This is a genomic window from Chitinimonas viridis, from assembly GCF_030409555.1.
GTDB lineage: Bacteria > Pseudomonadota > Gammaproteobacteria > Burkholderiales > Chitinimonadaceae > Chitinimonas > Chitinimonas viridis.
Map to the genome: position 1 here is coordinate 25,041 of NZ_JAUFPU010000002.1, position 22,449 is coordinate 47,489.

Annotated in this window: 21 protein-coding genes and 4 tRNA genes; 19 read left to right on the top strand and 6 right to left on the bottom strand. The window is 62.9% G+C overall.

Features of this window, described 5'->3' with window-relative positions:
- The first annotated feature begins 4 nt into the window (after positions 1-4).
- The 12 genes from QWZ03_RS01515 to QWZ03_RS01570 all read left to right on the top strand — a co-directional run bounded on the left by QWZ03_RS01515 (position 5) and on the right by QWZ03_RS01570 (position 11,088).
- Positions 5-1,783 (top strand): bifunctional protein-serine/threonine kinase/phosphatase, encoded by a 1,779-nt coding sequence (locus QWZ03_RS01515; protein WP_290331112.1) that lies wholly within the window; start codon positions 5-7, stop codon positions 1,781-1,783.
- 3 nt (positions 1,784-1,786) lie between these two features.
- The gene (nirB, locus tag QWZ03_RS01520; protein WP_290331113.1) at positions 1,787-4,213 is read left to right on the top strand and encodes a nitrite reductase large subunit NirB; all 2,427 of its coding nucleotides are present in this window, start codon (positions 1,787-1,789) and stop codon (positions 4,211-4,213) included.
- A gap of 76 nt (positions 4,214-4,289) precedes the next feature.
- Complete coding sequence (gene nirD / locus QWZ03_RS01525; protein ID WP_290331114.1) at positions 4,290-4,610, top strand: nitrite reductase small subunit NirD; 321 nt, start codon at positions 4,290-4,292, stop codon at positions 4,608-4,610.
- Positions 4,607-5,068 (top strand): GNAT family N-acetyltransferase, encoded by a 462-nt coding sequence (locus tag QWZ03_RS01530; RefSeq protein ID WP_290331115.1) that lies wholly within the window; start codon positions 4,607-4,609, stop codon positions 5,066-5,068. Before nirD ends, QWZ03_RS01530 begins: the two co-directional genes overlap by 4 nt.
- Positions 5,069-5,072: 4 nt before the next feature.
- A complete protein-coding gene (locus QWZ03_RS01535) occupies positions 5,073-7,790 on the top strand; it encodes a nitrate reductase (protein WP_290331116.1) in 2,718 nt (905 codons plus the stop codon).
- Positions 7,791-7,810: 20 nt separating this feature from the next.
- Complete coding sequence (gene cobA / locus QWZ03_RS01540; protein WP_290331117.1) at positions 7,811-8,557, top strand: uroporphyrinogen-III C-methyltransferase; 747 nt, start codon at positions 7,811-7,813, stop codon at positions 8,555-8,557.
- Between the two features lie 136 nt (positions 8,558-8,693).
- A complete protein-coding gene (locus tag QWZ03_RS01545; protein WP_284194413.1) occupies positions 8,694-9,263 on the top strand; it encodes an NTP transferase domain-containing protein in 570 nt (189 codons plus the stop codon).
- 223 nt (positions 9,264-9,486) lie between these two features.
- Positions 9,487-10,500: a GTP 3',8-cyclase MoaA gene (gene moaA, locus QWZ03_RS01550; protein ID WP_290331118.1), complete on the top strand. Its 1,014-nt coding sequence runs from the start codon at positions 9,487-9,489 to the stop codon at positions 10,498-10,500.
- Between the two features lie 180 nt (positions 10,501-10,680).
- Positions 10,681-10,756 (top strand) — tRNA-Gly (locus tag QWZ03_RS01555).
- Positions 10,757-10,786: 30 nt separating this feature from the next.
- Positions 10,787-10,862 (top strand) — tRNA-Gly (locus QWZ03_RS01560).
- A 24-nt stretch (positions 10,863-10,886) separates the two neighbouring features.
- Positions 10,887-10,962 (top strand) — tRNA-Gly (locus tag QWZ03_RS01565).
- A gap of 52 nt (positions 10,963-11,014) precedes the next feature.
- Positions 11,015-11,088, top strand: a tRNA-Cys gene (locus tag QWZ03_RS01570).
- Between the two features lie 336 nt (positions 11,089-11,424).
- Here QWZ03_RS01570 and QWZ03_RS01575 read toward each other — a convergent pair.
- The gene (locus tag QWZ03_RS01575) at positions 11,425-11,790 is read right to left on the bottom strand and encodes a hypothetical protein (RefSeq protein ID WP_284194415.1); all 366 of its coding nucleotides are present in this window, start codon (positions 11,788-11,790) and stop codon (positions 11,425-11,427) included.
- A 160-nt stretch (positions 11,791-11,950) separates the two neighbouring features.
- On the opposite strand from QWZ03_RS01575, the gene QWZ03_RS01580 reads away from it, so the two are divergent.
- The 3 genes from QWZ03_RS01580 to QWZ03_RS01590 all read left to right on the top strand — a co-directional run bounded on the left by QWZ03_RS01580 (position 11,951) and on the right by QWZ03_RS01590 (position 13,977).
- Complete coding sequence (locus QWZ03_RS01580) at positions 11,951-12,595, top strand: YceH family protein (protein ID WP_284194416.1); 645 nt, start codon at positions 11,951-11,953, stop codon at positions 12,593-12,595.
- A gap of 229 nt (positions 12,596-12,824) precedes the next feature.
- Entirely contained in the window at positions 12,825-13,544 is a 720-nt protein-coding gene (folE, locus tag QWZ03_RS01585; protein WP_290331119.1) for a GTP cyclohydrolase I, read from the top strand.
- A 10-nt stretch (positions 13,545-13,554) separates the two neighbouring features.
- Complete coding sequence (locus QWZ03_RS01590) at positions 13,555-13,977, top strand: BLUF domain-containing protein (protein ID WP_290331120.1); 423 nt, start codon at positions 13,555-13,557, stop codon at positions 13,975-13,977.
- Positions 13,978-14,013: 36 nt separating this feature from the next.
- Here the strand turns inward: QWZ03_RS01590 and QWZ03_RS01595 are convergent, their stop codons facing one another.
- The gene (locus QWZ03_RS01595; protein ID WP_284194419.1) at positions 14,014-15,021 is read right to left on the bottom strand and encodes a nucleoid-associated protein; all 1,008 of its coding nucleotides are present in this window, start codon (positions 15,019-15,021) and stop codon (positions 14,014-14,016) included.
- Positions 15,022-15,100: 79 nt separating this feature from the next.
- Positions 15,101-15,490 (bottom strand): DUF2185 domain-containing protein, encoded by a 390-nt coding sequence (locus QWZ03_RS01600; protein ID WP_284194420.1) that lies wholly within the window; start codon positions 15,488-15,490, stop codon positions 15,101-15,103.
- Positions 15,491-15,616: 126 nt separating this feature from the next.
- On the opposite strand from QWZ03_RS01600, the gene QWZ03_RS01605 reads away from it, so the two are divergent.
- On the top strand, positions 15,617-15,970 hold the full coding sequence (locus tag QWZ03_RS01605; protein ID WP_290331121.1) for a hypothetical protein: 354 nt from the start codon (positions 15,617-15,619) through the stop codon (positions 15,968-15,970).
- A gap of 73 nt (positions 15,971-16,043) precedes the next feature.
- On the opposite strand, the gene QWZ03_RS01610 is transcribed toward QWZ03_RS01605, so the two are convergent.
- Positions 16,044-16,454, bottom strand: coding sequence for a hypothetical protein (locus tag QWZ03_RS01610; protein ID WP_284194422.1), 411 nt, complete (start codon positions 16,452-16,454; stop codon positions 16,044-16,046).
- Between the two features lie 413 nt (positions 16,455-16,867).
- On the opposite strand from QWZ03_RS01610, the gene QWZ03_RS01615 reads away from it, so the two are divergent.
- Both QWZ03_RS01615 and QWZ03_RS01620 read left to right on the top strand, forming a co-directional pair.
- Complete coding sequence (locus QWZ03_RS01615; RefSeq protein ID WP_290331122.1) at positions 16,868-18,343, top strand: inorganic phosphate transporter; 1,476 nt, start codon at positions 16,868-16,870, stop codon at positions 18,341-18,343.
- A gap of 358 nt (positions 18,344-18,701) precedes the next feature.
- Positions 18,702-18,935: a hypothetical protein gene (locus QWZ03_RS01620; RefSeq protein ID WP_290331123.1), complete on the top strand. Its 234-nt coding sequence runs from the start codon at positions 18,702-18,704 to the stop codon at positions 18,933-18,935.
- A 414-nt stretch (positions 18,936-19,349) separates the two neighbouring features.
- Here the strand turns inward: QWZ03_RS01620 and QWZ03_RS01625 are convergent, their stop codons facing one another.
- Both QWZ03_RS01625 and QWZ03_RS01630 read right to left on the bottom strand, forming a co-directional pair.
- Positions 19,350-19,799 (bottom strand): YiiD C-terminal domain-containing protein, encoded by a 450-nt coding sequence (locus QWZ03_RS01625; protein WP_290331124.1) that lies wholly within the window; start codon positions 19,797-19,799, stop codon positions 19,350-19,352.
- 100 nt (positions 19,800-19,899) lie between these two features.
- Entirely contained in the window at positions 19,900-21,312 is a 1,413-nt protein-coding gene (locus tag QWZ03_RS01630; RefSeq protein ID WP_290331125.1) for a DEAD/DEAH box helicase, read from the bottom strand.
- 203 nt (positions 21,313-21,515) lie between these two features.
- On the opposite strand from QWZ03_RS01630, the gene prmB reads away from it, so the two are divergent.
- Positions 21,516-22,421, top strand: a complete 906-nt coding sequence (prmB, locus tag QWZ03_RS01635; RefSeq protein WP_290331126.1) for a 50S ribosomal protein L3 N(5)-glutamine methyltransferase — start codon at positions 21,516-21,518, stop codon at positions 22,419-22,421.
- The last annotated feature ends 28 nt before the right edge of the window (positions 22,422-22,449 follow it).

Genomic DNA, 22,449 nt, shown 5'->3' on the forward strand with positions numbered 1-22,449 from the left:
CCCCATGCACGCCTTGCTTGATCTCGCCATCGGCACCGCCAGCCTGGCCGGCAAAAAACCGCGCAACGAGGATGCCCTTGCAGCGGTGGAACCGCCAGCCGACATGGTTGCTACCAAGGGCTGGCTGCTGGCGATAGCCGACGGCATCAGCCACTCGGCCGATGGCAAGCTGGCCGCACAGGCCACCGTGCGTGGCCTGGCGGCCGACTACTACGCCACGCCCGACACCTGGGAACCCGCCCATGCCATGGACCGTATCATCACCGCACAAAATCTGTGGCTGAACGGTCAGGCCCAGCGCGACAAGCTGAGCCAGCCGCTGGCCACCACCCTGACGGCACTGGTGCTGCGGGGTCGCCGCTACACCCTGGCCCATGTCGGTGATTGCCGTGCCTACCGCTTGAATGCTGATGGCTTTGTGCAACTGAGTGCAGACCATACCTGGCAGCAGCCTGGCTACCACCATGTGCTCAAGCGTGCCGTGGGCCTGGATCAGCATGTGATGGTGGATTTTTGCGAGGGAGAACTGCAGGCCGGCGACCTGTTTGCCCTGGTGTGCGACGGCGTTTGGGAAGCCTTGGGCGATGTGGCCCTGCACCGTTTGCTGGAACTGCACGATGAGCCCCAACGTGCCGCCGACGCGCTGCTGGCTGCCGCCCTGGCAGCGGGCAGCCAGGACAATGTCACGGCCGTGGTGGTGCGGGTACAGGCCCTGCCGCAAGGCCAGTTGCTGGACGAACTGGCCCAGGCCGCCACGCTGCCTATCCCGCCACGCCTGCGGCCGGACCAGTTCATCGCCGGCTTCCAGATAGAGCAATTGCTGGCCGAGAGCCGCGCCAGCCTGGTGTACCGCGCCCGCGATGAGCGCGGGCAAAGGGTGGTCATCAAGACCCTGACCGAGCTGGCTGGCAAGGACACCGAACTGGCCCAGGGCCTGCTGACCGAGGGCTGGTTGCTCAAGCGTGCCGCCAGCCAACACCTGCCCGAAGTCGTCGACACCGCCGACAGCCCCTGGCTGATCCTGGCCATGCGCTGGTATCCCGGCGAGACCCTGGCTCAACGGCTGGCCCGCAACGAGCCCCTCAGCCCACAGGATGCCGTGCGGCTGGGCTTGGCCCTGAGCCGTGCCTTGGGGGCACTGCACCGGCTGGATATCGTCCATCGCGATATCAAGCCAGACAACCTGCACCTGGATCATGAAGGCCGCTTGCGCCTGCTGGACCTGGGCGTGGCGCAGTGCCCCGGCATCACCCCGGCCGACAGTGCCACGCCAGGCACGCCCAGCTATATCGCACCCGAGCAATACACCGGTCACGCTGCCAGCCCGGTCAGCGACCTGTATGCGGCGGGCGTCACCTTGTACTACGCCCTCACGCGCCGCTACCCCTATGGCGAGATCGAGCCATTCCAGACACCGGGCTTTGGTGACCCTGTTCCGCCCAGCCGCTACCGGCCTGATCTGCCGCTATGGCTGGAGAGCGTGCTGCTCAAGCTGGTGGCGCGCGAACCGGCACACCGCTTCGAGACGACAGAAGAGCTGCGGCTGGCACTGGAACTGGGCGAAGCCCGCCCCTTGCGCGTGGCACGGCGCAGCCCGCTGGCCAGCCGCTCACCCGGCCGGCTCTGGATGGCGCTGGCGCTGTGCTCGCTGGGCTTCAATCTGCTGCTGTTGTTTGTCCTGCTGGTCGGCACGCCCGACTCCGCCACCGGCATGCGCCAGCAGGCCGCCGGTGCAGCTGCCACCCCTACCCCCCCATCCCCTATGGCAACACCACGGAGCTAAACCATGCAAAAGCTAAAACTCGTCATGATCGGCAATGGCATGGCCGGTGTACGGACCCTGGAAGAGCTGCTGGCACTCACCCCCAGCCGTTACGACATCACGGTCTTTGGCGAAGAGCCGCACCCCAACTACAACCGCATCCTGCTCTCGCCCGTGCTGGCCGGCGAGCAGACCGTGCAGGACATCATACTCAACCCGCTGGAATGGTATGCCGAGCAAGGCATTACCCTGCATCTGGGCAAGAAGGTCGTGAAGATAGACCGCAAGAAGCGGGTAGTCTATGCCGCCGACGGCACCGAGGCGGAGTACGACCGGCTACTGATGGCCACTGGCTCCAAGCCCTTTATCCTGCCCGTGCCCGGCAAGGATCTGCCTGGTGTGATCAGCTACCGTGACATCCACGACACCGAGCAGATGCTGGCGGCTGCCCGGCAATACCGCCACGCCGTCGTGATAGGCGGTGGCCTGCTGGGGCTGGAGGCGGCCAATGGCCTGATGCTGCAAGGTATGAGTGTCACCGTGGTGCATCTGGGCGAATGGCTGCTGGAGCGCCAGCTCGACAAGGTGGCCGGGCAGTTGCTGCAGCAATCGCTGGAGCAGCGTGGCTTGCGCTTTGCGCTGCAGGCCCAGACAGCGGCATTGCTGGCTGGCGAATCGGGCCGGGTAAGCGCCGTGCAGCTCAAGGATGGCACCGAGTTGGCAGCCGATCTGGTTGTCATGGCCGTAGGCATACGCCCCAATACCGAACTGGCCGAATCCTGCGGCCTGTACTGCAACCGGGGCATCGTGGTGAACGACACCCTGCAGACTTTCGACCCACGCATCTACGCCGTCGGTGAATGCGTCAACCACCGTGGCATCGCCTATGGCCTGGTGGCGCCGCTATACGAGCAGGCCCGCGTCTGCGCCAACCATCTGGCGGGCTGGGGTTATGGCCGCTATGTGGGCTCGGTGCTGTCGACCAAGCTCAAAGTCACCGGCATCGACCTGTTCTCGGCCGGCGATTTCATGGGTGGCGACGGGCACGAGGAAATCACGCTGTCCGACCCGGTAGGCGGCGTCTACAAGAAGCTGGTGCTCAAGGGTGACAAGCTGGTAGGCGCCTGCCTGTATGGCGACACTGCCGATGGTGCCTGGTACTTCCGGCTACTGAAGGATGAACAGCCCATAGGCGAGATACGCGACCACCTGATGTGGGGCGAGAACAATCTCGGCGACACCGGCCACGCTGGCGAGAACAAGGCGGCCGCCATGGCCGACGAAGCCGAGGTATGTGGCTGCAATGGGGTCAGGAAGATCACCATCGTCAAAGCCATACGCGAGAAAGGCCTCACTACCCTGGACGAGGTCAAGAAGCACACCAAGGCCAGTGGCTCGTGCGGATCCTGCGCTGGCCTGTGCGAGCAGATATTGATGAACGTGCTGGGCTCCAGCTTCGATGCCACGCCCAAGACCAAGACAGTCTGCGGCTGTACCGACCGCAACCACCAGGAAGTGCGCGATGCCATCCGCGAGCACCATCTGGTCAGTATTCCGCAGACCATGCAGTTCCTGGAGTGGCGTACACCCAACGGCTGCGCCACCTGCCGGCCAGCGCTCAATTACTACCTGATCGCCACCTGGCCCGGCGAAGCCCGCGACGATCCGCAAAGCCGTTTCATCAACGAACGGGCGCACGCCAATATCCAGAAGGACGGCACTTATTCGGTCGTGCCCCGGATGTGGGGTGGGGTCACCAACGCCAGCGAGCTGCGCCGCATTGCCGACGTGACCGACAAGTACCGCATCCCGCTGGTCAAGGTTACCGGCGGCCAGCGCATCGATCTGCTGGGCGTGAAGAAGGAGGACCTGGTCAATGTCTGGCGCGACCTGGACATGCCCTCGGGCCACGCCTATGGCAAGAGCCTACGCACGGTCAAGACCTGCGTGGGCAGCGAGTTCTGCCGCTTCGGCACGCAGGATTCCACCCAGATGGGCATAGACCTGGAGCACGACCTGTTCGGCATGTGGAGCCCGCACAAGGTCAAGCTGGCCGTCAGTGGCTGCCCCCGCAATTGTGCTGAATCCGGCATCAAGGATGTTGGCGTGATAGGTGTGGATTCGGGTTGGGAGCTGTATGTGGGCGGCAACGGCGGCATCAAGACCGAGGTCGCCCAATTCTTCGCCAAGGTGGCCAGCCATGCCGAGGTGCTGGAATACAGCGGCGCCTTCCTGCAACTGTACCGCGAGGAGGCCTTCTATCTGGAGCGCACGGTGCACTACCTGCACCGCGTGGGCCTGGAGCACACCAAGCAGCGCGTGGTGGCAGATGCCGACAACCGCAAGGCCTTGTATGCCCGGCTCAAGTACGCCCTGAGCTTTGAGCAGGACCCCTGGGCAGAGCGCATCCAGGGCGAGCAGAAGCACGAGTTCGAAGCCTTGCCGGCCTGAACCCCACCTGGTTTTCCGTGCCCTTACGGGCCGCCGCACCACGGAAAACACAGCCAACCCTACAAGGAACCATCTCATGTCCCACTGGAAAAAAGTCTGCCTGCTGACCGAAATCCCGCCACTGGGCGCCCGCGTGATCCAGCACCCGCAGGGCGATATCGCGGTATTCCGGAACGCCGATGACGAAGTCTTTGCCCTGGAAGACCGTTGCCCGCACAAGGGCGGGCCATTGTCGCAGGGCATTGTCTACGGCAAGACCGTGGCCTGCCCGCTGCATGGCTGGCAGATAGGCCTCGAGTGCGGCACTGCGGCAGCACCTGACGAGGGCTGCGCCCGCCGCTATGCAGTCAGGCTGGAAGGCAACGCCGTGCTGCTGAACACCGAGGCCGCAGCATGAGCACAGGGCTGCGGCTGACGCCTGCCTCGCCCAGCCTGCCCGAGGCGCGCCGCTTGATCAGGGCGCTGGACGACTACCTGGCCAGCCTCTACCCCGGCCAGTCCAACCATCTGCTGGATGTGGCCGCGCTGGAGCAGCCGGGCGTGAGCTTCTACCTGGGCTGGTTGGGCGACAAGGCCGTGGCCTGCGGCGCCATCGTGGCCCATGCCGGCTATGTCGAACTCAAGCGCATGTATGTCGACCCGCAGCACCGTGGCCAGGGCATAGCCCGCGCCCTGCTGGCAGCGCTGGAAGCAACGGCCCGCGAGACCGGCAAGGTGCTGGCGCGGCTGGAGACCGGCATCCATCAGGCCGAGGCCATCGCTCTGTATCGCGCCTGCGGCTTTGCCGAGCGCACACCCTTTGGCAGCTATGCCGCCGACCCACTCAGCCTGTTCATGGAAAAACCCCTGGAGTAAGGCCATGGTCCAGCCCCATATCGTCAAATCCACCTGCTGCTACTGCGGTACCGGTTGCGGCGTACTGATACACACTGACGGCCAGCAGGTACTGCGGGTGGAAGGCGACCCCGCGCACCCGGCCAATCTGGGCCGGCTTTGCACCAAGGGCGCTACCCTGCACCTGACCGATATGCGCACGGGCCGGGCACACTATCCCGAGTTGCGGCAGCAGCGTAACGCCAGCAGGCAAAGGGTGACCTGGGATGCGGCGCTGGACCACGCAGCTCAGCGCTTTGCCGCCATCATTGCCGAGCACGGCCCCGATGCCGTGGCGTTCTATATCTCCGGCCAGTTGCTGACCGAGGACTACTACGTCTTCAATAAGCTGGCCAAGGGCCTGATCGGTACCAACAATATCGACACCAATTCACGCCTGTGCATGTCCAGCACCGTAGCCGGCTACAAGGCTACTCTGGGGGCCGACGCCCCGCCCTGCAGCTACGAAGACCTGGCGCTGGCCGACTGCCTGTTCATCGCCGGCGCCAACCCCGCCTATGCCCACCCCGTGCTGTTCCGCCGCATCGAGGACGCCAAGACTGCCCGGCCTGACATGAAGATCATCGTGGCCGACCCCAGGCGTACCGACAGCGCCGAACTGGCCGATCTGCACCTGCCCATCCTCCCTGGCACCGATGTCGCGCTGTTCCACGCCATGCTCAATGTGCTGGTCTGGGAGGGCTGGATAGACGAAGCCTATATCGCCGCCCACACCGAAGGCTTTGCCGAACTCAAGCGCCGTATCCGCGAATACACCCCGCGCTTCGCTGCCGATATCTGCGGTATCAAGCCTGAGCAGATCCTGCAGGCCGCCGAATGGTTTGGCCGTTCACCCAGGGCCTTGTCGCTCTGGTGCATGGGGCTCAATCAGTCGGCGCGGGGCACCGACAAGAATGCCGCCCTGATCCACCTGCACCTGGCCACCGGCAAGTTGGGCAAGCCCGGCTGTGGCCCCTTCAGCCTGACCGGCCAGCCCAATGCCATGGGCGGGCGTGAAGTAGGCGGCATGGCCAATCTGCTCAGCGGCCATCGCGATCTGGCCAACCCGGCACACCGCGCCGAAGTCGCCGCGCTGTGGCAGGTGTCCGAGGTACCCAGCCAACCCGGCAAAACGGCAGTCGAAATGTTTGAGGCCCTGGAAGCGGGCCAGATCAAAGCCGTATGGATAGCCTGCACCAATCCGGCGCACTCCCTGCCCGACACCGCCCAGGTAGCCCGCGCCCTGCAGCAGGCCGAGTTCGTGGTGGTGCAGGAGGCCTATGCCCATACCGACACCACGGCCTATGCCGATCTGCTGCTGCCGGCCTCGAGCTGGGCCGAGAAAACCGGCACGGTCACCAACTCAGAGCGCCGCATCACCCGGCTGCACGCTGCCGTACCGGCGCCGGGCGAAGCCAGGCATGACTGGCAGATGGCGGTGGACTTTGCCCGCCGGCTGGAAGCCCTGCTGCCCCCCCGCGCAGCGGTACCGCTCTTCCCCTATGCCACGCCAGAGGCCGTGTTTGACGAGCACAAGCGCAGCACGGCAGGCCGCGATCTCGACATCAGCGGCCTGAGCTATGCCCTGCTCGATAGCCAAGGCCCGCAGCAATGGCCCTATCCCACCGGTGCGCGTACTGGCCAGGCCCGGCTCTATGCCGATGGGCGCTTCCCCACCACCAGCGGGCGGGCGCGCTTTGTGGCGGTGGATTACCACCCTGTGGCCGAAAAGACCGATGCCCGCTACCCCTTGCACCTGAACACTGGCCGGCTGCGCGACCAGTGGCACGGCATGAGCCGCACCGGTACGGTCGCCCAGCTGTACAACCAGGTGGAAGAGCCCCTGTTGACGGCCCACCCTGACGACCTGACACAGGCCAAGCTGGCCAGCGGTGATCTGGCCCGTGTACGCAGCCGGCGGGGAGAACTGCTGATACGGGTGGAAGCCAGCACCCGCCAGCGTCGTGGCGAGGTCTTCCTGCCCATGCACTGGTCCGGACGCTTTATGGCCGGCCAGGGCAGCAACGCCCTTACCCTGCCCAAGCTGGACCCGCAATCGCGCCAGCCCGAGCTGAAACACGCCGCCATCAAGCTGGAACGGGCAGAACTGCCTTGGCAGATGGTCGCCATGAAGCAAAGCCCCGATGCAGTGCAGCTGATGCACCGCGCGGCCGACCTGTTGGCGGGCTTCGACTACGGTAGCGTGGGCCTGTTCGGCCACGACCAGCCGGCCGTGATACTGAAACTGGCCCACCGCAACGCCCCCTCCGCCGAGTTTATCGCCCGGCTTGATGCCGTATTCGGCTTTGACGACCCCATGGCCACACTCAGCTACCGCGACCCCCGCCGTGGCGTGGAAAAGCACGCCGAGATCCGCCTAGGCAGGTTGACTGGCATACGGCTCACCGGCGAGACCGCCGCACGCGACTGGCTCAAGCAGCTGATCGCCGCTGGCGCCGACGCCGCAAGCCTGCGGCCCTGGCTGCTGGCCCCGCTGGCCGCCCCACCGCAGGGCCAGCACAGCCGCGGCAAGGTCATTTGCAACTGCCTCAATGTATCGGCCGATGAGATCGGCGCCGCACTGAACCAAGGCTGCGATCTGAAAGGACTGCAAGCCAAGCTGGCCTGCGGCACCCGTTGCGGCTCCTGCCTGCCCGAACTCAAGCGCATGGTCGCCAGCACGGCGACGGCGGCAACCGTTTGACCCTTTCCAGGAGTGACACCATGCAAGGCAAGGTCTACCTGATCGGCGCCGGCCCCGGCGATCCCGAACTGCTTACCCTCAAGGCCGCCCGCGTACTGGGTGAATGCGACGTGCTGCTGGTCGATGACCTGGTCAACCGGGCGGTGCTGGCCCATGCCCGTCCCGATGCCAGGCTGATTGAAGTCGGCAAGCGGGGGGGCTGCGTCTCGACGCCGCAGGCCTTCATCACCCGGCTGATGCTGCGCCATGCCCGCCAGGGCAGGATAGTGGGCAGGCTCAAGGGCGGTGACCCCTTCATCTTCGGCCGGGGTGGCGAAGAGATTGAAGCCCTGCGCCAGGCTGGCGTGACCCACGAGGTCATCAACGGCATCACCGCCGGGCTGGCTGCTGCCACGGCTGCCGGCATCCCGCTCACCCACCGCGATTGCTGCCGTGGCGTCACCATGCTGACCGGCCACACGCAGGAGGGTGGCGAACCCGATTGGGCCGGCTACGCCAGGCTGGATACCACCTTGGTGATCTATATGGGCATGCGCCACCTCGACAGCATGGTGCAGGGCCTGCTGCAGGCCGGCAGGGCTGGCCATACCCCTGCCGCCGTCATCGCCCACGCCACCCTGCCGCAGGAGCAGCGCCTCAGTACAACGCTGGCACGGCTGGCTGACGATGCCCACCGCCATGGCATGGACAGCCCGGCCATCGTGGTGATCGGCGAGGTAGCCGGCCTGGCCTTGCCGCAAACTGTTGTAAGCATGCTGGCGGCCTGATTTGTACTTCCGGGCACGGTCATTGCGATCTATGATCGTGCAGTGCACCAAAATATAAATAGCAGCTGATTTCTGCACCATAACCTACCCCGTCGGCCTCGCCGACGCACCACCCTAGTGCAACAGAGGCTTCATCATGACCATATCGGTACCCTGGCAGCCCGAACTCGATGCACTTATCCTCTGCGCCAGCGCACAGCGCCCTCATGGTGACAAAGGCCTGAAACTGCATGGCGGCAAACCACTGGTGGTGCACGCCCGCGAGCGGCTGGCACGGCAGAGCTGCCCGGCCGATACCCTCTATGCCAGCACCAACGGCCAGCACGAGGTCTACCAGGGCCTGGGCTTCGAGCCGCTGGCCGACAACTACGAGGGCTGGCCCGGCCCCCTCGCCGCCCTTGAGGCGGCGCTGGCAGCCAGCGATGCCGATTGCTTGCTGGTCATCCCCTGCGACCTGCCCGAGCTGCCGGCCGATGCTGCCGCCAAGCTATGGCGCCCCCTGGCCCTCAGCGATGCCCCCTATGCCTATGCCGTCTGCGATGGCGCCGAGCCCTCGGGCGTGTGCCTGCTGACCCATCGCGTTCTGCCTCAGCTGCGCCGCCGGCTGGATGGCCCAAGGGTGGAACTGGTGGAATGGCTGCGCGAACCCGGCGGTGTCGCCGTCGCCTTTGCCGATGGCGCCGCTTTCTGCCCGGTGGCTGCCTGATCAACGCGGTCGGCCAGCAAGCAGATGGGGGCTAGCCTGCTCGCCGTCTGGTTGAGTCGTATCAGCCTTTGGATGGGCGGCGTGCGCCTGGCCCTTCAGCCGACCAGACTGCGAACGACACGGCAAAATGATTGTTCATCGACACCAAGGCAGGGCTCGCACAACAGCGCCAAGCAGGCCTACACTAACGTCATAGAAGGCACTCTTGCCCGACCAAGCCAGCATGAACCCATCGGACACTCCTACCGCCACGGCACACAAGGTACTGATCGACAGCTACGGCCGCCGCATCGATTACCTGCGCCTGAGCGTGACCGACCGCTGCGACCTGCGTTGCAACTACTGCCTGCCCAAGGGCTTCAAGGGCTTTGAAGAGCCGGATCACTGGCTGACCTTTGACGAAATCGAGCGGGTGGTGGGCGCCTTCACCCGCCTCGGCGTGCGGCGGGTCAGGCTTACTGGCGGCGAGCCCTTGCTGCGGCGTGATCTCCCCATCCTGGCAGGCAAGCTGAGCGCCTTGCCCGGCCTTCAGGACCTCTCGCTCTCCACCAATGCCACCCAGATGGCCAGGCATGCACTGGCGCTCAAGGCAGCGGGCATCACCCGCCTCAATGTCAGCCTCGACAGCCTGCAGGGCGAGCGACTGGCCAGCATTGCCGGCCGCGATGTTCTGGCCGACGTATTGGCCGGGCTGGACGCTGCCGCCGCTGCCGGCTTCGCCCCGGTCAAGATCAATATGGTGGTACAGGCCGGCGTCAATGACGACGAAATCGACGCCATCGTCGCCTACTGCATGGAACGCGGCTTTATCTTGCGCCTGATCGAACTGATGCCGGTGGGCGATACTGGCCGTACCGCCCAGTATCTCGATCTGCAAGCCGTGGTGGTCAACCAGGCCCAACGGCTGGGCCTGACTGCCAGCGCCACCGAGCTGGGCGGCGGCCCCGCACGCTACTGGCGCAGCCAGGATGGCCGCTTCACACTGGGTGCCATCACCCCCATATCCCAGCACTTCTGCGCCAGTTGCAACCGCGTGCGGCTGAGTGTGGACGGCACGCTCTACCTCTGCCTGGGCCAGGATGACAAACTGGCCCTGCGCCCTTTGCTGCGCACCGGCATAGACGACGCCGGGCTGGAGGCCGCCATCCTGGGGGCGATTGGCCGCAAGCCCGAACGCCACGAGTTCCGCGAGCAGCCGGACAAGATCATCCGCTTTATGTCCGCCACCGGTGGCTGAAACAAAAGCCGCAGCAGCAAGAAATCCACCCCAAAACCACCGGCCCAAAGCAGCCCTTTTGGGAACAAGCACTTAGCGCTGCACCGCACCAAACTGGGCAAAAATGCATCCAAAACGCTTGACATGGTTACAACACCCCCTATAATTGCGGCCTTCGCAACACACAACGCGAAAAACAAAGCGGGAGTAGCTCAGTTGGTAGAGCGCAACCTTGCCAAGGTTGAGGTCGAGAGTTCGAGACTCTTCTCCCGCTCCAAACTGTTTAAGCGTGTGTGGTAGGTGCAAAGCGGGAGTAGCTCAGTTGGTAGAGCGCAACCTTGCCAAGGTTGAGGTCGAGAGTTCGAGACTCTTCTCCCGCTCCAGTGCACTTATGCTTGCGATACAATGCGGGAGTAGCTCAGTTGGTAGAGCGCAACCTTGCCAAGGTTGAGGTCGAGAGTTCGAGACTCTTCTCCCGCTCCAGATACCGCAAGAAGGGAAAGCAGCGACTTTCCCTTTTTCGTCTGCAAGTCACGGCGGGTTAGCAAAGTGGTTATGCAGCGGATTGCAAATCCGTCTACATCGGTTCGATTCCGGTACCCGCCTCCAAAAATTATCAAAGACAAAGCCCGCTATAGCGGGCTTTTTCCTTTGTCCGTGCCTGGCCAATACATCGGTGACAGCGATCCTTTGCTCCGCAATTCTGCGGCTTGCTCCGCAAAGCTACTGTGTTGGGTCCGATAGATCGCCCTTGCGGTCCCGTACATAGTGGTCGGCCATGCCAAGGTTTGCATGACCAAGCTGCCACTTGTTGTTGCCACTACCTTTCCAGCCTTATCAAACCGCACTCGGAATGCAGTATGGGTCAGCAGCCTGCCCTGTTTCACTGACCAAGCGCTTGAGTGCATCGACCGCGTAGCCTTTCCTACACTGCAGAATGCGCGCCTAGTAGCGCCAGTGGCAGAGAAACAGGTAGGCGACGGTAATCTGCATGGTCACCACCAGCGCACCACTGGCAATCATGCCGGTGAGCCCGGCCAGTAGACTGGACGCCAGCGGTAGCATCACGCCGGCATGGCCCAGTTGCTCGATCAGGAAGATGCCGCCCAGCAGCAGGAAAAAGATCATCGACCACTTGATGATATAAGCAGGCAGGTACACCCTGTGCTCGCGGTTATAGCGATAGGCTGCCGCTTGCTCCAGCAGGTTGCCCTTGCTGACATCCTTGAACATCCAGAAAGGCCAGAAGTAGAGATAGAGCAAGGCGCTCAGCGAAATGCTCTCTTCTGCATCGCAAGTGGTAGTGGCCATGGCCGTGTCCTCAGAAGGGGCGAGGTGTTTTCTATCAACATGGCTCACGCCGGCACCGTTTGCATGGCCGTTCGGCGGAAAGCTGCAAACTGGCAAACGAGCGCTGATATTGCTGCGCCAGCTTGGCATAATGATGGGCTGTGCCTTTACTGGATGACCCATGCCTGCCCTGACCGAACTGTCGCTACTGGAAACCCGCGTGCTGGGTGTGCTGCTGGAAAAACAGCGCACCGTACCCGATACCTACCCGCTTTCGCTGAATGCGCTCACCGCAGGATGCAACCAGAAGACCAGCCGCGATCCGGTGCTGGACGCCAGCGAGGCCGATGTGGCCGAAGCCATCGTCAATCTCAAGCGGCAGAGCCTGGTGATGGAAAGCAGCGGCGGCCGCGTCACCCGCTACGCGCACAACTTCGAGCGGGGGATAGGCGTGCCCACCCAGGCGGCCGCCCTGCTGACGATACTGATGCTGCGGGGACCGCAAACCGCTGGCGAGCTGCGCATCAATTGCGAACGCCTGCACAAGTTTGCCGATATCGGCACGGTAGAGGCCTTCCTGCAGGAGCTGGCCGAACGTGCCGAAGGCCCCTTGGTCACCGAGCTGCCACGCCAGCCGGGTGCCCGCGAGAATCGCTGGGCCCACCTGCTATCGGGCCAGCCCAGTGCAGAGCAGTTGGCGGCCCCCGTCGCCAGCGGCAATACTGCAGGCAGCAACGGATTGGAAGCCCGCGTCAGCCGGCTGGAAGACGAAGTCGCCCAGTTGCGTACGGCGCTTGCGCAACTGCAGGCGGCGCTAGGCAACTGATTAGACCTATTTTTGTATAGTACAATAAGAGTCACTAGCAAAACCCAGCGTGGCTGGTTATGACTAGGCGTGTGAGCGATGGCGCGCGCAGCAGACAATACGTAGGTGCCACAAGCTCGCACAACAACGCCAGCAGGGTTTTGTTAGCGGCTCTCATACAGCACAACAAACAAGAGCAGACTCGCCTAGTGCCGCCCAAGTACAGCAGGCAAACCAAGAGGAAAAACGCGTGAGCAAAGACGCCCCCAAGACTCCGGTCATCACCGAATACACCCCAGTATCCAGCCGCATACGCGAGCGTCTGCGCAATGCGCAGCAGCGTTTTCACGCCAATGACAATATCGCCGCCTATATCGAGCCCGGCGAACTGGAAGCCCTGCTGGATGAAGTAGCAGGCAAGATGAAGGGGGTGCTGGAGAGCCTGGTGATCGACACCGAGAGCGACCACAACACCCAGGACACTGCCCGCCGGGTCGCCAAGATGTACCTGAACGAGGTCTTCAAGGGGCGCTACGTGGTGCAGCCGCCGGTGACCGAATTCCCCAATGTGGAGCACCTGAACGAGCTGATGATCGTTGGCCCGATCACCGTACGCAGCGCCTGCTCCCACCACTTCTGCCCCATCATCGGCAAGCTGTGGATAGGTGTGATGCCCAACCAGCATTCCAACCTGATCGGCCTGTCCAAGTACGCCCGGCTGGCGGAGTGGATCATGACCCGGCCGCAGATACAGGAAGAAGCAGTCACCCAGGTGGCCGACCTGCTACAGGACAAGATGAATCCGGATGGCCTGGCCATCGTGATGGAAGCCGACCACTTCTGCATGACCTGGCGCGGCGTGAAGGACATGGATTCCAAGATGATCAACAGCGTGATGCGTGGCTCCTTCCTGAAGGACCCCAACCTGCGCCGCGAATTCCTGGCCCTGCTCAATAACAAGCGTCCCTGAGGTAACCACCATGCTCGTCCGCCTGCTCTACGCCAGCCGCGCTTCCCAACCGCTTACGCCAGAGATGACCGAATCCATACTGGCCAAATCACGCGCCCACAATAACGACAGCGGCGTGACCGGCATACTCTGCTTTAGCGGTGACATCTTCATGCAGGTGCTGGAGGGAGGCCGCCAGCCCGTCTCCGATCTCTACAACGCCATCATCAGGGACAAGCGGCATCATGATGTGGTCCTGCTGGATTTCGAAGAAATCACCGAACGCCGTTTTTCGGGCTGGACCATGGGCCAGGTCAACCTCGCCAAGGTCAATCCCTGCACCCTGCTCAAGTATTCCGAGAAACCCTGCCTGGACCCCTTCAGCGTCAGCGGGAAGGTCTCGCTGGCCTTGCTGGAAGAGCTGATTGCCACGGCCGCCATCGTCGGGCGCTGAGCGAAGCGTAAATCAGGCACTGCCGGCCAGCAGTGCCTACTCTTCCAGCAGGGCGCGCCGGAGCTGCTCGGGGATGTCATAGAGCACCAGCGTATCGGTCTTCTTGTCGTAGATCACGGCGCCCGAGCGCAGGCTGCTGCGGTCGAATTCTATCTTCCACTTGGGCGCATTGGCCTTGAAGCGCACCAGGGGCTTGATGGCCCGGCGATCCGGCACAAAACCACTGGCCAGCTCCAGCGCCTCTCCCCCCAGGGTGTCGCGCAAACGTTCGGGTGCGTCTGGCCAAACCTGCTGCGCGATCACATCCAGGCTGACTGGCTCACTCTGCTCACCCAGCTCATCCAGGTAACCGTGGGCCCGCTCCATCAACTGGTCGCGTACCGTAGGCTCAAGCTTCTGCGCATCGGCAAACTGGTTCAGGCCCAGTACCAGCTTCTGGGTCTCCTTCAAGGCGATCACCACATCGTTGCAGCCCAGAAACAGCTTGAAGTACTGGGCTACGTCGCCACGGCCTTTCAGAAAGCTGATATAGCGCTCCGCCCCGCGTAGCCAGGCCGTCATGTCCACCCGCCCTGCCACCCGTACGTTGGCCAGGTCCAGATGGATATTGTCGACAATCTCCAGCCCATCGGTAATGGCCGAGCCTACCGCCTCAGTGATCAGCACCACCAGCAGGCAGTCCGAGATGCTGTTGTTGATGCGGGCAATCAGGACATATCCCCCGCTTGCCAGCTGTTCCTGGTCTGCCCGCACCTGCAGGTGCTGCATCATCAGGTGCGAAAGGCCGACAAAGTCGAGACTGTGCTCCACCACATGCTGTCGCACGAAACGCGCCATGGGGAAGTTGTCTTCATCATCCTCAAAACGCCCATAGCCCTTGCCCGGTCGCTCGGCATAGTGCTGGCAGAGGTGATCAACCAGGCGCTGCACCGATTCCGTCACCGGCACGGTCGCGTGGCGCAAGGCCACACTGGCGGGGCCGTGGGGATCCTTGTTGAGCTTGTGGACGATCAGGTCGGTGATGGTGTGCTGGAGGAGGGTCATGCAGGCGGCTCAGGTCTGTAGCGAGCCGCATTTTCGCATGCGCCGGCCTGGGCCGGCAGCACGATGCGCGTAAAGGGGGCTATTCGCTCACATCATAGAAAGTATCGCCCTCATCACCCTTGTCGAAAGCCGCACCTGCCGGCGAAGCCAGCAAGGGAATGATGGTCTCGTCGTAGTTGGCGATCACATTGACGTCGAGCAGGCTGAAATTCTTGGGATTATCGATATAGGCATCGCTCTCGTTGCCCGCAAAAAAACGCCAGCCGCTGTCGTGCTCATCCTCTGGCTCATCACGATACATATAGCCAACCGGGTAACCCTCTACCGTAATCATGTCCGTCACCATGGCCAGGCCATAGCCCACTGCGAGGTCACGGATTTGGCTCTTGTCCAGCTTGTAGTGCTTCATGGCATTGGCCTTTCCTGTTATGTCCAGGCTCAGGATACGCAAGCGGCGCGACCGCGTCATGCTCCCCACTGGCAATCGCGCTAAAGTTTTCCAGCCAGTTTCCGATAAGTCACTCAGCAGGCAGCACTTTATCGCTGCACAGCATGGGCCGGCACAACCGGTAATCGACAGACAAAGGAGCGCGACGTGTTGGTGGTGCGCAAATTAGGCGAAGGCAGCAATATGCAGGAGCAGGTGCAAAGCCACTATGGCCGCAGCATCGCCGCCAGCGAACTGCCGCCCGCCACTGCCGCAGACCATCCTTCACGCCAACCAGCCCTTCAGGCCGCCACCAACCCAGGTTGGCAGGCCGCCCTGGCAGATGCCATGGCCCGCACCGGCGCCCTGGCCGAAGTGCAAGCCGCCCTGCGCGAGCAGGAACGCCTGCTGGCTGAGCGCGAACGCCAGCTGGCCCAGCGCGAACAAGCCATGCAGCCACGCCAGGCCCAGGCCGACGAACTATTCGGCTGGCGCACCATGCTCTACGGTACGGGACGCTGATCGACGCTAGCCCAACAGCAAAAAGGCCAGTCCACCAGACTGGCCTTTTTGCTGACTAACCATCACGATTACCTCAGCGTCGCGCATTCCAGATCGCAAACATCACTACCGCCACCACCGGCAACCACAACGGCGAGAACGCCAGCAGCACCGCCCCCAGCGCAACGGCCACGGCCAGCACCGCCACTACGGTCGCGCCTGCCACCACCACCAGGGCAGCCACAATGGCAAAAGCCACAGCCAGGGCACCAACGATGACACCGAGCACCCCCAGCGAGACGGCAGCCACGCCCCCCAGGGGCTCTCCGTTGATATCCATGCTGAACTGGGTATTGCCACTCGCCCCCAAGGCCAATATGGCGGCGCTCAATACCACACACAGCAGTGCCAGCAACATCACCAGGCGCATCTTGCCGCGCTTCTTGGCGGGTGGCACGCTGGCCGCATCGGCATCGTTATCAAACTGCATGGTTGCTGCGCTCATCTTGTTCTCCTGATCTTGTCCCCAGACTGGCCTTGCTGGCCGGTCTCCATGCCCCAGAGATTAGGCCTGGCCTGCAGCCTTAACGAGCGGGTCACGACACGGCGCAGAATTCGCAGGATGAAATACCGCCAGACCGGACAGGCGTAGGGGCCAATGCCACCCAGACAGGCTGCAGCAAGGTCGTCTAGCCCCGCAAGTGCACAGATCAACCAGCACAACGCAATCGCTAGCGGTGGTGGGGTATAGACTAGTCACGCCCCCATGCACCAGGAACTAACCTACCTCTGCCCGTCAACCATGCCTGTTGGCGCCCCCGGTCCCACGCTCCAGTGGTGCCAGCGTTGAGTATGCTAAGCGGAACAAGGCCATACCTGCGATAATCCGGCCCGTCATCAAATTGTCACCAAATAGTCATGTTCGATTTCTTTACAGGGCTGGATTTCTGGGTAGCCGCCAGCCTGGTACTCGCCTTCGCCTTCGTGATGGCCTTTGAGTTCATCAATGGCTTCCACGACACCGCCAACGCGGTCGCCACCGTCATCTATACCAAGGCCATGCCGCCCAAGCAGGCGGTGGTCATGTCCGGCATATTCAACTTCCTTGGCGTGCTGCTGGGCGGTGTGGGCGTGGCCTATGCCATCGTGCACCTGCTGCCGGTAGACCTGCTGATCAATGTGAACACCGGCCAGGGCCTTGCCATGGTGTTCTCGCTGCTTAGCGCCGCCATCATCTGGAACCTGGGTACCTGGTACTTCGGCATCCCGGCATCCAGCTCGCACACGCTGATCGGTTCCTTGCTGGGTGTTGGCATGGCCAATGCCCTGATCTCGGGCATTCCGTTGGCCGAGGGCATCAACTGGAAGAAGGCCATAGATATCGCCGTCTCCCTAGTGCTTTCACCGACCGCCGGCTTTCTCCTGGCAGCACTCCTGCTGCTGGGCTTCCTGAAATTCCTGCCTCGATCCAAGATGCACAAGACGCCCGACACCCGCAAGATGGTGGACGGTAAGAAGCATCCTCCGTTCTGGAGCCGCCTCACTCTGGTGCTGTCGGCCATGGGCGTCAGTTTTGTACACGGCTCTAACGATGGCCAGAAAGGCATCGGCCTGATGATGCTGGTGCTGATCGGCATCGTCCCGGCGCACTTCTCGCTGGATGTGGGCAGTACCAAGTATGAGATAGAACGTACCCGCGAAGCCGCCGTCTACCTGCAGAAGTTCTACCAGGCCAATGAAACCAGACTGACCCAACGCATCAGCGCCGGCCAGGTCAATGGCAGCGAAATGCCCGCCAAGTTCAAGTGCGAACCCGCCGCAACCCAGCAGACCATAGGCAGCCTGCTGACCATTATCGGCACGGTGCGCAGCTATGACGAGCTGGCCCCCGAGACCCGCTCGCAGGTTCGCCGCTACCTGTTGTGCCTGGACGATACCGCCAAGAAGATCTCCAAGCTGCCCGGCCTCAGTAGTGACGAAAAGAACGATCTGGCCAAGCTGCGCAAGGATCTGACCACTACCACTGAGTACGCCCCTGTCTGGGTTATCGTGGCCGTCGCCCTGGCCCTGGGCATAGGCACCATGGTGGGCTGGAAGCGCGTGGTGGAAACCGTAGGTGAGAAGATAGGTCGCCAGGGTATGACCTATGCCCAGGGTATGAGCGCCCAGATCATCGCCGTGATCGCCATCGGCATGGCCAATGTATTCAGCCTGCCCGTCTCTACCACCCATGTGCTGTCATCCGGGGTGGCGGGCACCATGGTAGCGAACCGCTCCGGCCTGCAAGGCGGTACGGTGCGCAACATACTGATCGCCTGGGTGCTGACGCTGCCTGTGTCCATCTGCCTGTCGGCCGGGTTGTTCTGGCTGGCGACCACGCTGTTCGTCAAGTAATACGCATTGCCGTGCAATGAAGAGCCCACCGTGCGCGGTGGGCTTTTTCTTGGCCTCCAGCTCTCTGTGCCCAGCCAGGTAAACCCGCCGCAGTTGCTCAGTCGCACTCAACCGTACCCGAGCTACCCTGTCGTAGCGCAGGTTAGCTGAATCCATTGGGCGTCAGTGTTGGCGATCTAGCCGCCACGAGTATGTCGCTCTTTATTAGCCTGTTGCTTACGCGACGAAGGGGGTAGCCCTGCCCGCTCCGGATTCGCACAGCGAGGCCTGCAGGTGTTTGCTCGTAGCACTTGGTCGGCTATCCTTGGCTGGGTCGCGCCCGTGCGCCCAACTTGATTCCATCCACACGAGTACAACCATGCCACAGGTTATCAACAGACCCCGCCAAGAAGACCAATCGACTCCGGCTACCGATAGCACGGCGACCAGTAACGGCAGCGATCCGGCCAGCCCGGCGCCCGCAGCCGTGCAGCAACTGGATATGCTGATCGGTGCCATGGCAGGGTTTGCGCCGGTGTCCATGGGCAGTCTTGCCGCCTCCGGCACCGAGCTAGCGAGCGCGCCGATACTGATGGCGGTCCCGCAGCCCTAAAGCAAGAATGGGCCGCACATCGCAGCCCGTTGAAGAATAGACATACCCTGCAACGCAGCAAGAAGCAGCGTACTGGGTAAATTTGAACCGCCCCTGTTAGACCGGGGTTGCACGAACCTGTGTTCCTCGCTCCGGGGGGATGAACCAGTTCATGCGCCATGCTTGAGTTTATTGCTCCGTTGGCACATGGCGCCGCCATCGATCTTTCGAAAGGGAGTTGGGCAGCAAGCCCACGATGGCGGCGCCAATTCGGGCATCGCTTCCCTTGCAAGCAGTTGCAAGGAGAAAACAAGCCCTAGCCATGAGATAGGACTGTGCTTGGGGCTAGAAGTGCCGCTGAAGTTATCTGTACAAGTACCACACTAGACCGGGCTCGCCACTACGCCGGCTGTCCTGCTGGCTAGCCCCTGGTCATTACCCCGCCCTGCGTGCCACGTATTCACCCTCATAGCGGGCAACCAGCACGCCATTGCAGTGCAGCGTCACACCAACTGCCAAGCGTGCCAGCCCCTTGCGGGCGTACATGCGCTGGAAGCGCTCCAGTTCGTTGGTGTCGGGCAGTTGCGCCTCGGCAGAAAAGTCTGCGGTGATGGGCAGCAGGTAGTGTGTTTCGCCCCGCTGCACCATGATATCAACCTGCTCGGTCACGCCTGCCCTATCCAACTGCCGTTGGGTCTCAACCCAGCCTGCCAGGGTAGCGAGCGCGGCCACGCTGCCGCCAAAGCCGGTGCCCTTGTCGTTGACATTGGGCGCCAGCGGTGCACGCAGTTGCTGGCGGCCATCAGCGAGCGGGGTGACGCTCACCTGCATGGCGGTGGCCAGGGGGATGGAGCTGTGCAGCAGGGCGTGCCAATCTCGAATCATGGGGTGCGGGCCAAGTCATTAACCACACGCAGTCTACCCGCTGCCAGCCACCAGAAAAACCAAGGGCGCCATTTCGGCGCCCCGGTTGGGTACAACGGACTTACTTCTGCACGGCGTAGCGCGGTGGCAACAGCAGCGCCGGCAGTTCGCGCACCACATTGGGCCCGCGATGGAAGTGGGTATGGCCTACGCCACCCACTCTGCCACCCAGGGCAGCAGGGGCTTCGCGGTTGCGGCCTTCCACCAGCGGCGTTTCTATCTGCATGATATCGCTGCGGCGGCCACCTTCACGCGGCGTACGCGGCTCGCGCTCGGCCCTGGGCTCGCGGCTTTCACGGTATTCCCGCTGTGGCCGCTCACGCGTTTCGCTGGTGGAGAACTGGCCGGGCACGGGGGTAACTTCCATGGCCTTGTTGGTCAGCTTGCGTATCAGTACGGCCGACTTTTCCTCGTCCGGCCCGACCAGCGAGATAGCGATGCCGCTGGCGCCCGCACGGCCGGTACGGCCAATACGATGCACATAGTCTTCCGGGTTGGTCGGCATCTCAAAGTTCACCACAAAGGGCAGCTCCGAGATATCCAGGCCACGAGCGGCCACATCGGTCGCCACCAGTACGCGCAGGGTGCCTTCCTTGAAGGCGGCCATGGTTTCCAGCCGCGATTGCTGTGTGCGATCGCCGTGGATGGCTTCGCAATTGAAGCCATCGCGCTTCAGCTCGCGGGCCAGGCGCTCGGCCATCAGCTTGGTGCGGGTAAAGACGATCACCTGCCCCATATCGTGATGGCGTATCAGGTGGGCCAGCACCCGGCGCTTTTTCTCGGGTTCGACCGCATGCAGATGCTGCTCCACCGATTCATTGGCGGCATTGCGACGTGCCACCTCAATGAACTCGGGCTGGCGCATGAAGTCTTCCGACAGCTTCTTGATCTCGGGCGCAAACGTGGCCGAGAACAGCAGTGTCTGCCGGCGCGCCGGCAGCAGGCTCAGTATGCGGCGGATATCCAGGATAAAGCCCATGTCCAGCATGCGGTCGGCTTCGTCCAGCACCAGCATCTCAACCTGAGACAGATCGATGGACTTGCCCTGCACATGGTCCAGCAGGCGGCCAGGCGTGGCCACGACAATCTCGGAACCACGGCGCAGCGATTCGGTCTGTGGCTTCATGTCCACGCCACCAAACACGGCGGTGGCACGCAGCGGCAGATACTTGGCATAGGTGGTGACGCTCTCGAACACCTGGTCGCACAGCTCGCGGGTGGGCGTGAGTATCAGAGCGCGTACCGGATGCCGGGCCGGCGATGCGCTGGTATTGGCGTAGGGCTGCAGTTTGTGCAGCAGGGGCAGCGTAAAGGCGGCCGTCTTGCCGGTACCCGTCTGGGCGCCCGCCATGACGTCGCGGCCACTCAGCACCACAGGAATGGCACGGGCCTGCACCGGCGTCGGGTCGGTATAGCCGGAATCGAGTACGGCGCGAAGAATCTCGGCATGTAAGCCGAGGGTGTCGAAAGACATTGCGGATAAATCTCCAATGACAAAAGCGGGTGGCCGAATGCTTCGGACGCCCGTGAGGGCTGAACTATACGCCTGTCATGGCCGCAATGAAACCGCTAAGCCACGCATTTCAAAGGAAAATCCGACCTGGGTAGCCGGTTTGCCGCGATCTGTCGCCTGGGCTCGCGTAGAATGCTGCTTTTACGCTACTGCAAAGCCCCACCATGTACGACGCCGCACGCGCCCATCTGCACACCGTTAGAGACCTGCTGCGCTTTGCCGTATCGCGCTTTCAGGAGGCCGAGCTGTTCTTTGGTCACGGCAATGCCACGGCCTGGGATGAGGCGGCCTACCTGACCCTGCATACCCTGCACCTGCCCCTGCACCAGCTCGATCCCTATCTGGATGCACGCCTGTTGCCGACGGAGATAGACGCCGTACTGCAGCAGATCGAGGCACGCGTCACCACCCGCAAACCGGCAGCCTACCTCACCCAGGAGGCCTGGCTGGGCGACTACCGCTTCTATGTGGATGAGCGCGTCATCGTGCCACGTTCCTTTATAGCGGAATTGCTGCCCCATGCGCTGGAACCGTGGATCGAATATCCCGAGCTGGTCCACCGTGCCCTGGATCTCTGCACCGGCTCGGGCTGCCTGGCCATCCTGCTGGCCGAGCACTACCCCGACGCCGAGGTGGATGGCGTGGACCTGTCCACCGAGGCACTGGAAGTGGCCGCCATCAACGTCGAACAGTATGGCCTGGAAGACCGCGTGCGCCTGCTGGAATCCGACCTGTTCACCGCGGTCGAGGGTGAGACATACGACTTGATCGTCTCCAACCCGCCCTATGTCGATGCCCCATCGGTCGCGGCCTTGCCCGATGAATACCTGCACGAGCCCGAGTTGGCGCTGGGCAGTGGCGAAGATGGCCTGGATGCCACCCGCGCCATCATCGAAAACGCCAGCCGCCTGCTCAATCCGCATGGCGTGCTGGTGGTGGAGATGGGCCACAATCGCGAAGCGCTGGAGCCGCAGTACCCGGCACTGGCGTTCCACTGGTTGGCCACCAGCAGCGGCGATGGTTTTGTCTTTCTGCTGACGCGCGAGCAACTGGTCGAAGCCGGGTTCTGATTCTGGCCCCAGCAGCGCCCTGGCCGTT

Coding starts and splice junctions, on each gene's coding strand:
- QWZ03_RS01575 (WP_284194415.1), bottom strand. CDS start 11,790: ATGGCCACTACCACTTGCGATGCAGAAGAGAGCATTTCGCTGAGCGCC.
- QWZ03_RS01545 (WP_284194413.1), top strand. CDS start 8,694: ATGACCATATCGGTACCCTGGCAGCCCGAACTCGATGCACTTATCCTC.
- QWZ03_RS01530 (WP_290331115.1), top strand. CDS start 4,607: ATGAGCACAGGGCTGCGGCTGACGCCTGCCTCGCCCAGCCTGCCCGAG.
- QWZ03_RS01615 (WP_290331122.1), top strand. CDS start 16,868: ATGTTCGATTTCTTTACAGGGCTGGATTTCTGGGTAGCCGCCAGCCTG.
- cobA (WP_290331117.1), top strand. CDS start 7,811: ATGCAAGGCAAGGTCTACCTGATCGGCGCCGGCCCCGGCGATCCCGAA.
- QWZ03_RS01515 (WP_290331112.1), top strand. CDS start 5: ATGCACGCCTTGCTTGATCTCGCCATCGGCACCGCCAGCCTGGCCGGC.
- QWZ03_RS01600 (WP_284194420.1), bottom strand. CDS start 15,490: ATGACGCGGTCGCGCCGCTTGCGTATCCTGAGCCTGGACATAACAGGA.
- prmB (WP_290331126.1), top strand. CDS start 21,516: ATGTACGACGCCGCACGCGCCCATCTGCACACCGTTAGAGACCTGCTG.
- QWZ03_RS01580 (WP_284194416.1), top strand. CDS start 11,951: ATGCCTGCCCTGACCGAACTGTCGCTACTGGAAACCCGCGTGCTGGGT.
- QWZ03_RS01610 (WP_284194422.1), bottom strand. CDS start 16,454: ATGAGCGCAGCAACCATGCAGTTTGATAACGATGCCGATGCGGCCAGC.
- nirD (WP_290331114.1), top strand. CDS start 4,290: ATGTCCCACTGGAAAAAAGTCTGCCTGCTGACCGAAATCCCGCCACTG.
- moaA (WP_290331118.1), top strand. CDS start 9,487: ATGAACCCATCGGACACTCCTACCGCCACGGCACACAAGGTACTGATC.
- QWZ03_RS01630 (WP_290331125.1), bottom strand. CDS start 21,312: ATGTCTTTCGACACCCTCGGCTTACATGCCGAGATTCTTCGCGCCGTA.
- QWZ03_RS01590 (WP_290331120.1), top strand. CDS start 13,555: ATGCTCGTCCGCCTGCTCTACGCCAGCCGCGCTTCCCAACCGCTTACG.
- QWZ03_RS01535 (WP_290331116.1), top strand. CDS start 5,073: ATGGTCCAGCCCCATATCGTCAAATCCACCTGCTGCTACTGCGGTACC.
- QWZ03_RS01620 (WP_290331123.1), top strand. CDS start 18,702: ATGCCACAGGTTATCAACAGACCCCGCCAAGAAGACCAATCGACTCCG.
- nirB (WP_290331113.1), top strand. CDS start 1,787: ATGCAAAAGCTAAAACTCGTCATGATCGGCAATGGCATGGCCGGTGTA.
- QWZ03_RS01595 (WP_284194419.1), bottom strand. CDS start 15,021: ATGACCCTCCTCCAGCACACCATCACCGACCTGATCGTCCACAAGCTC.
- QWZ03_RS01625 (WP_290331124.1), bottom strand. CDS start 19,799: ATGATTCGAGATTGGCACGCCCTGCTGCACAGCTCCATCCCCCTGGCC.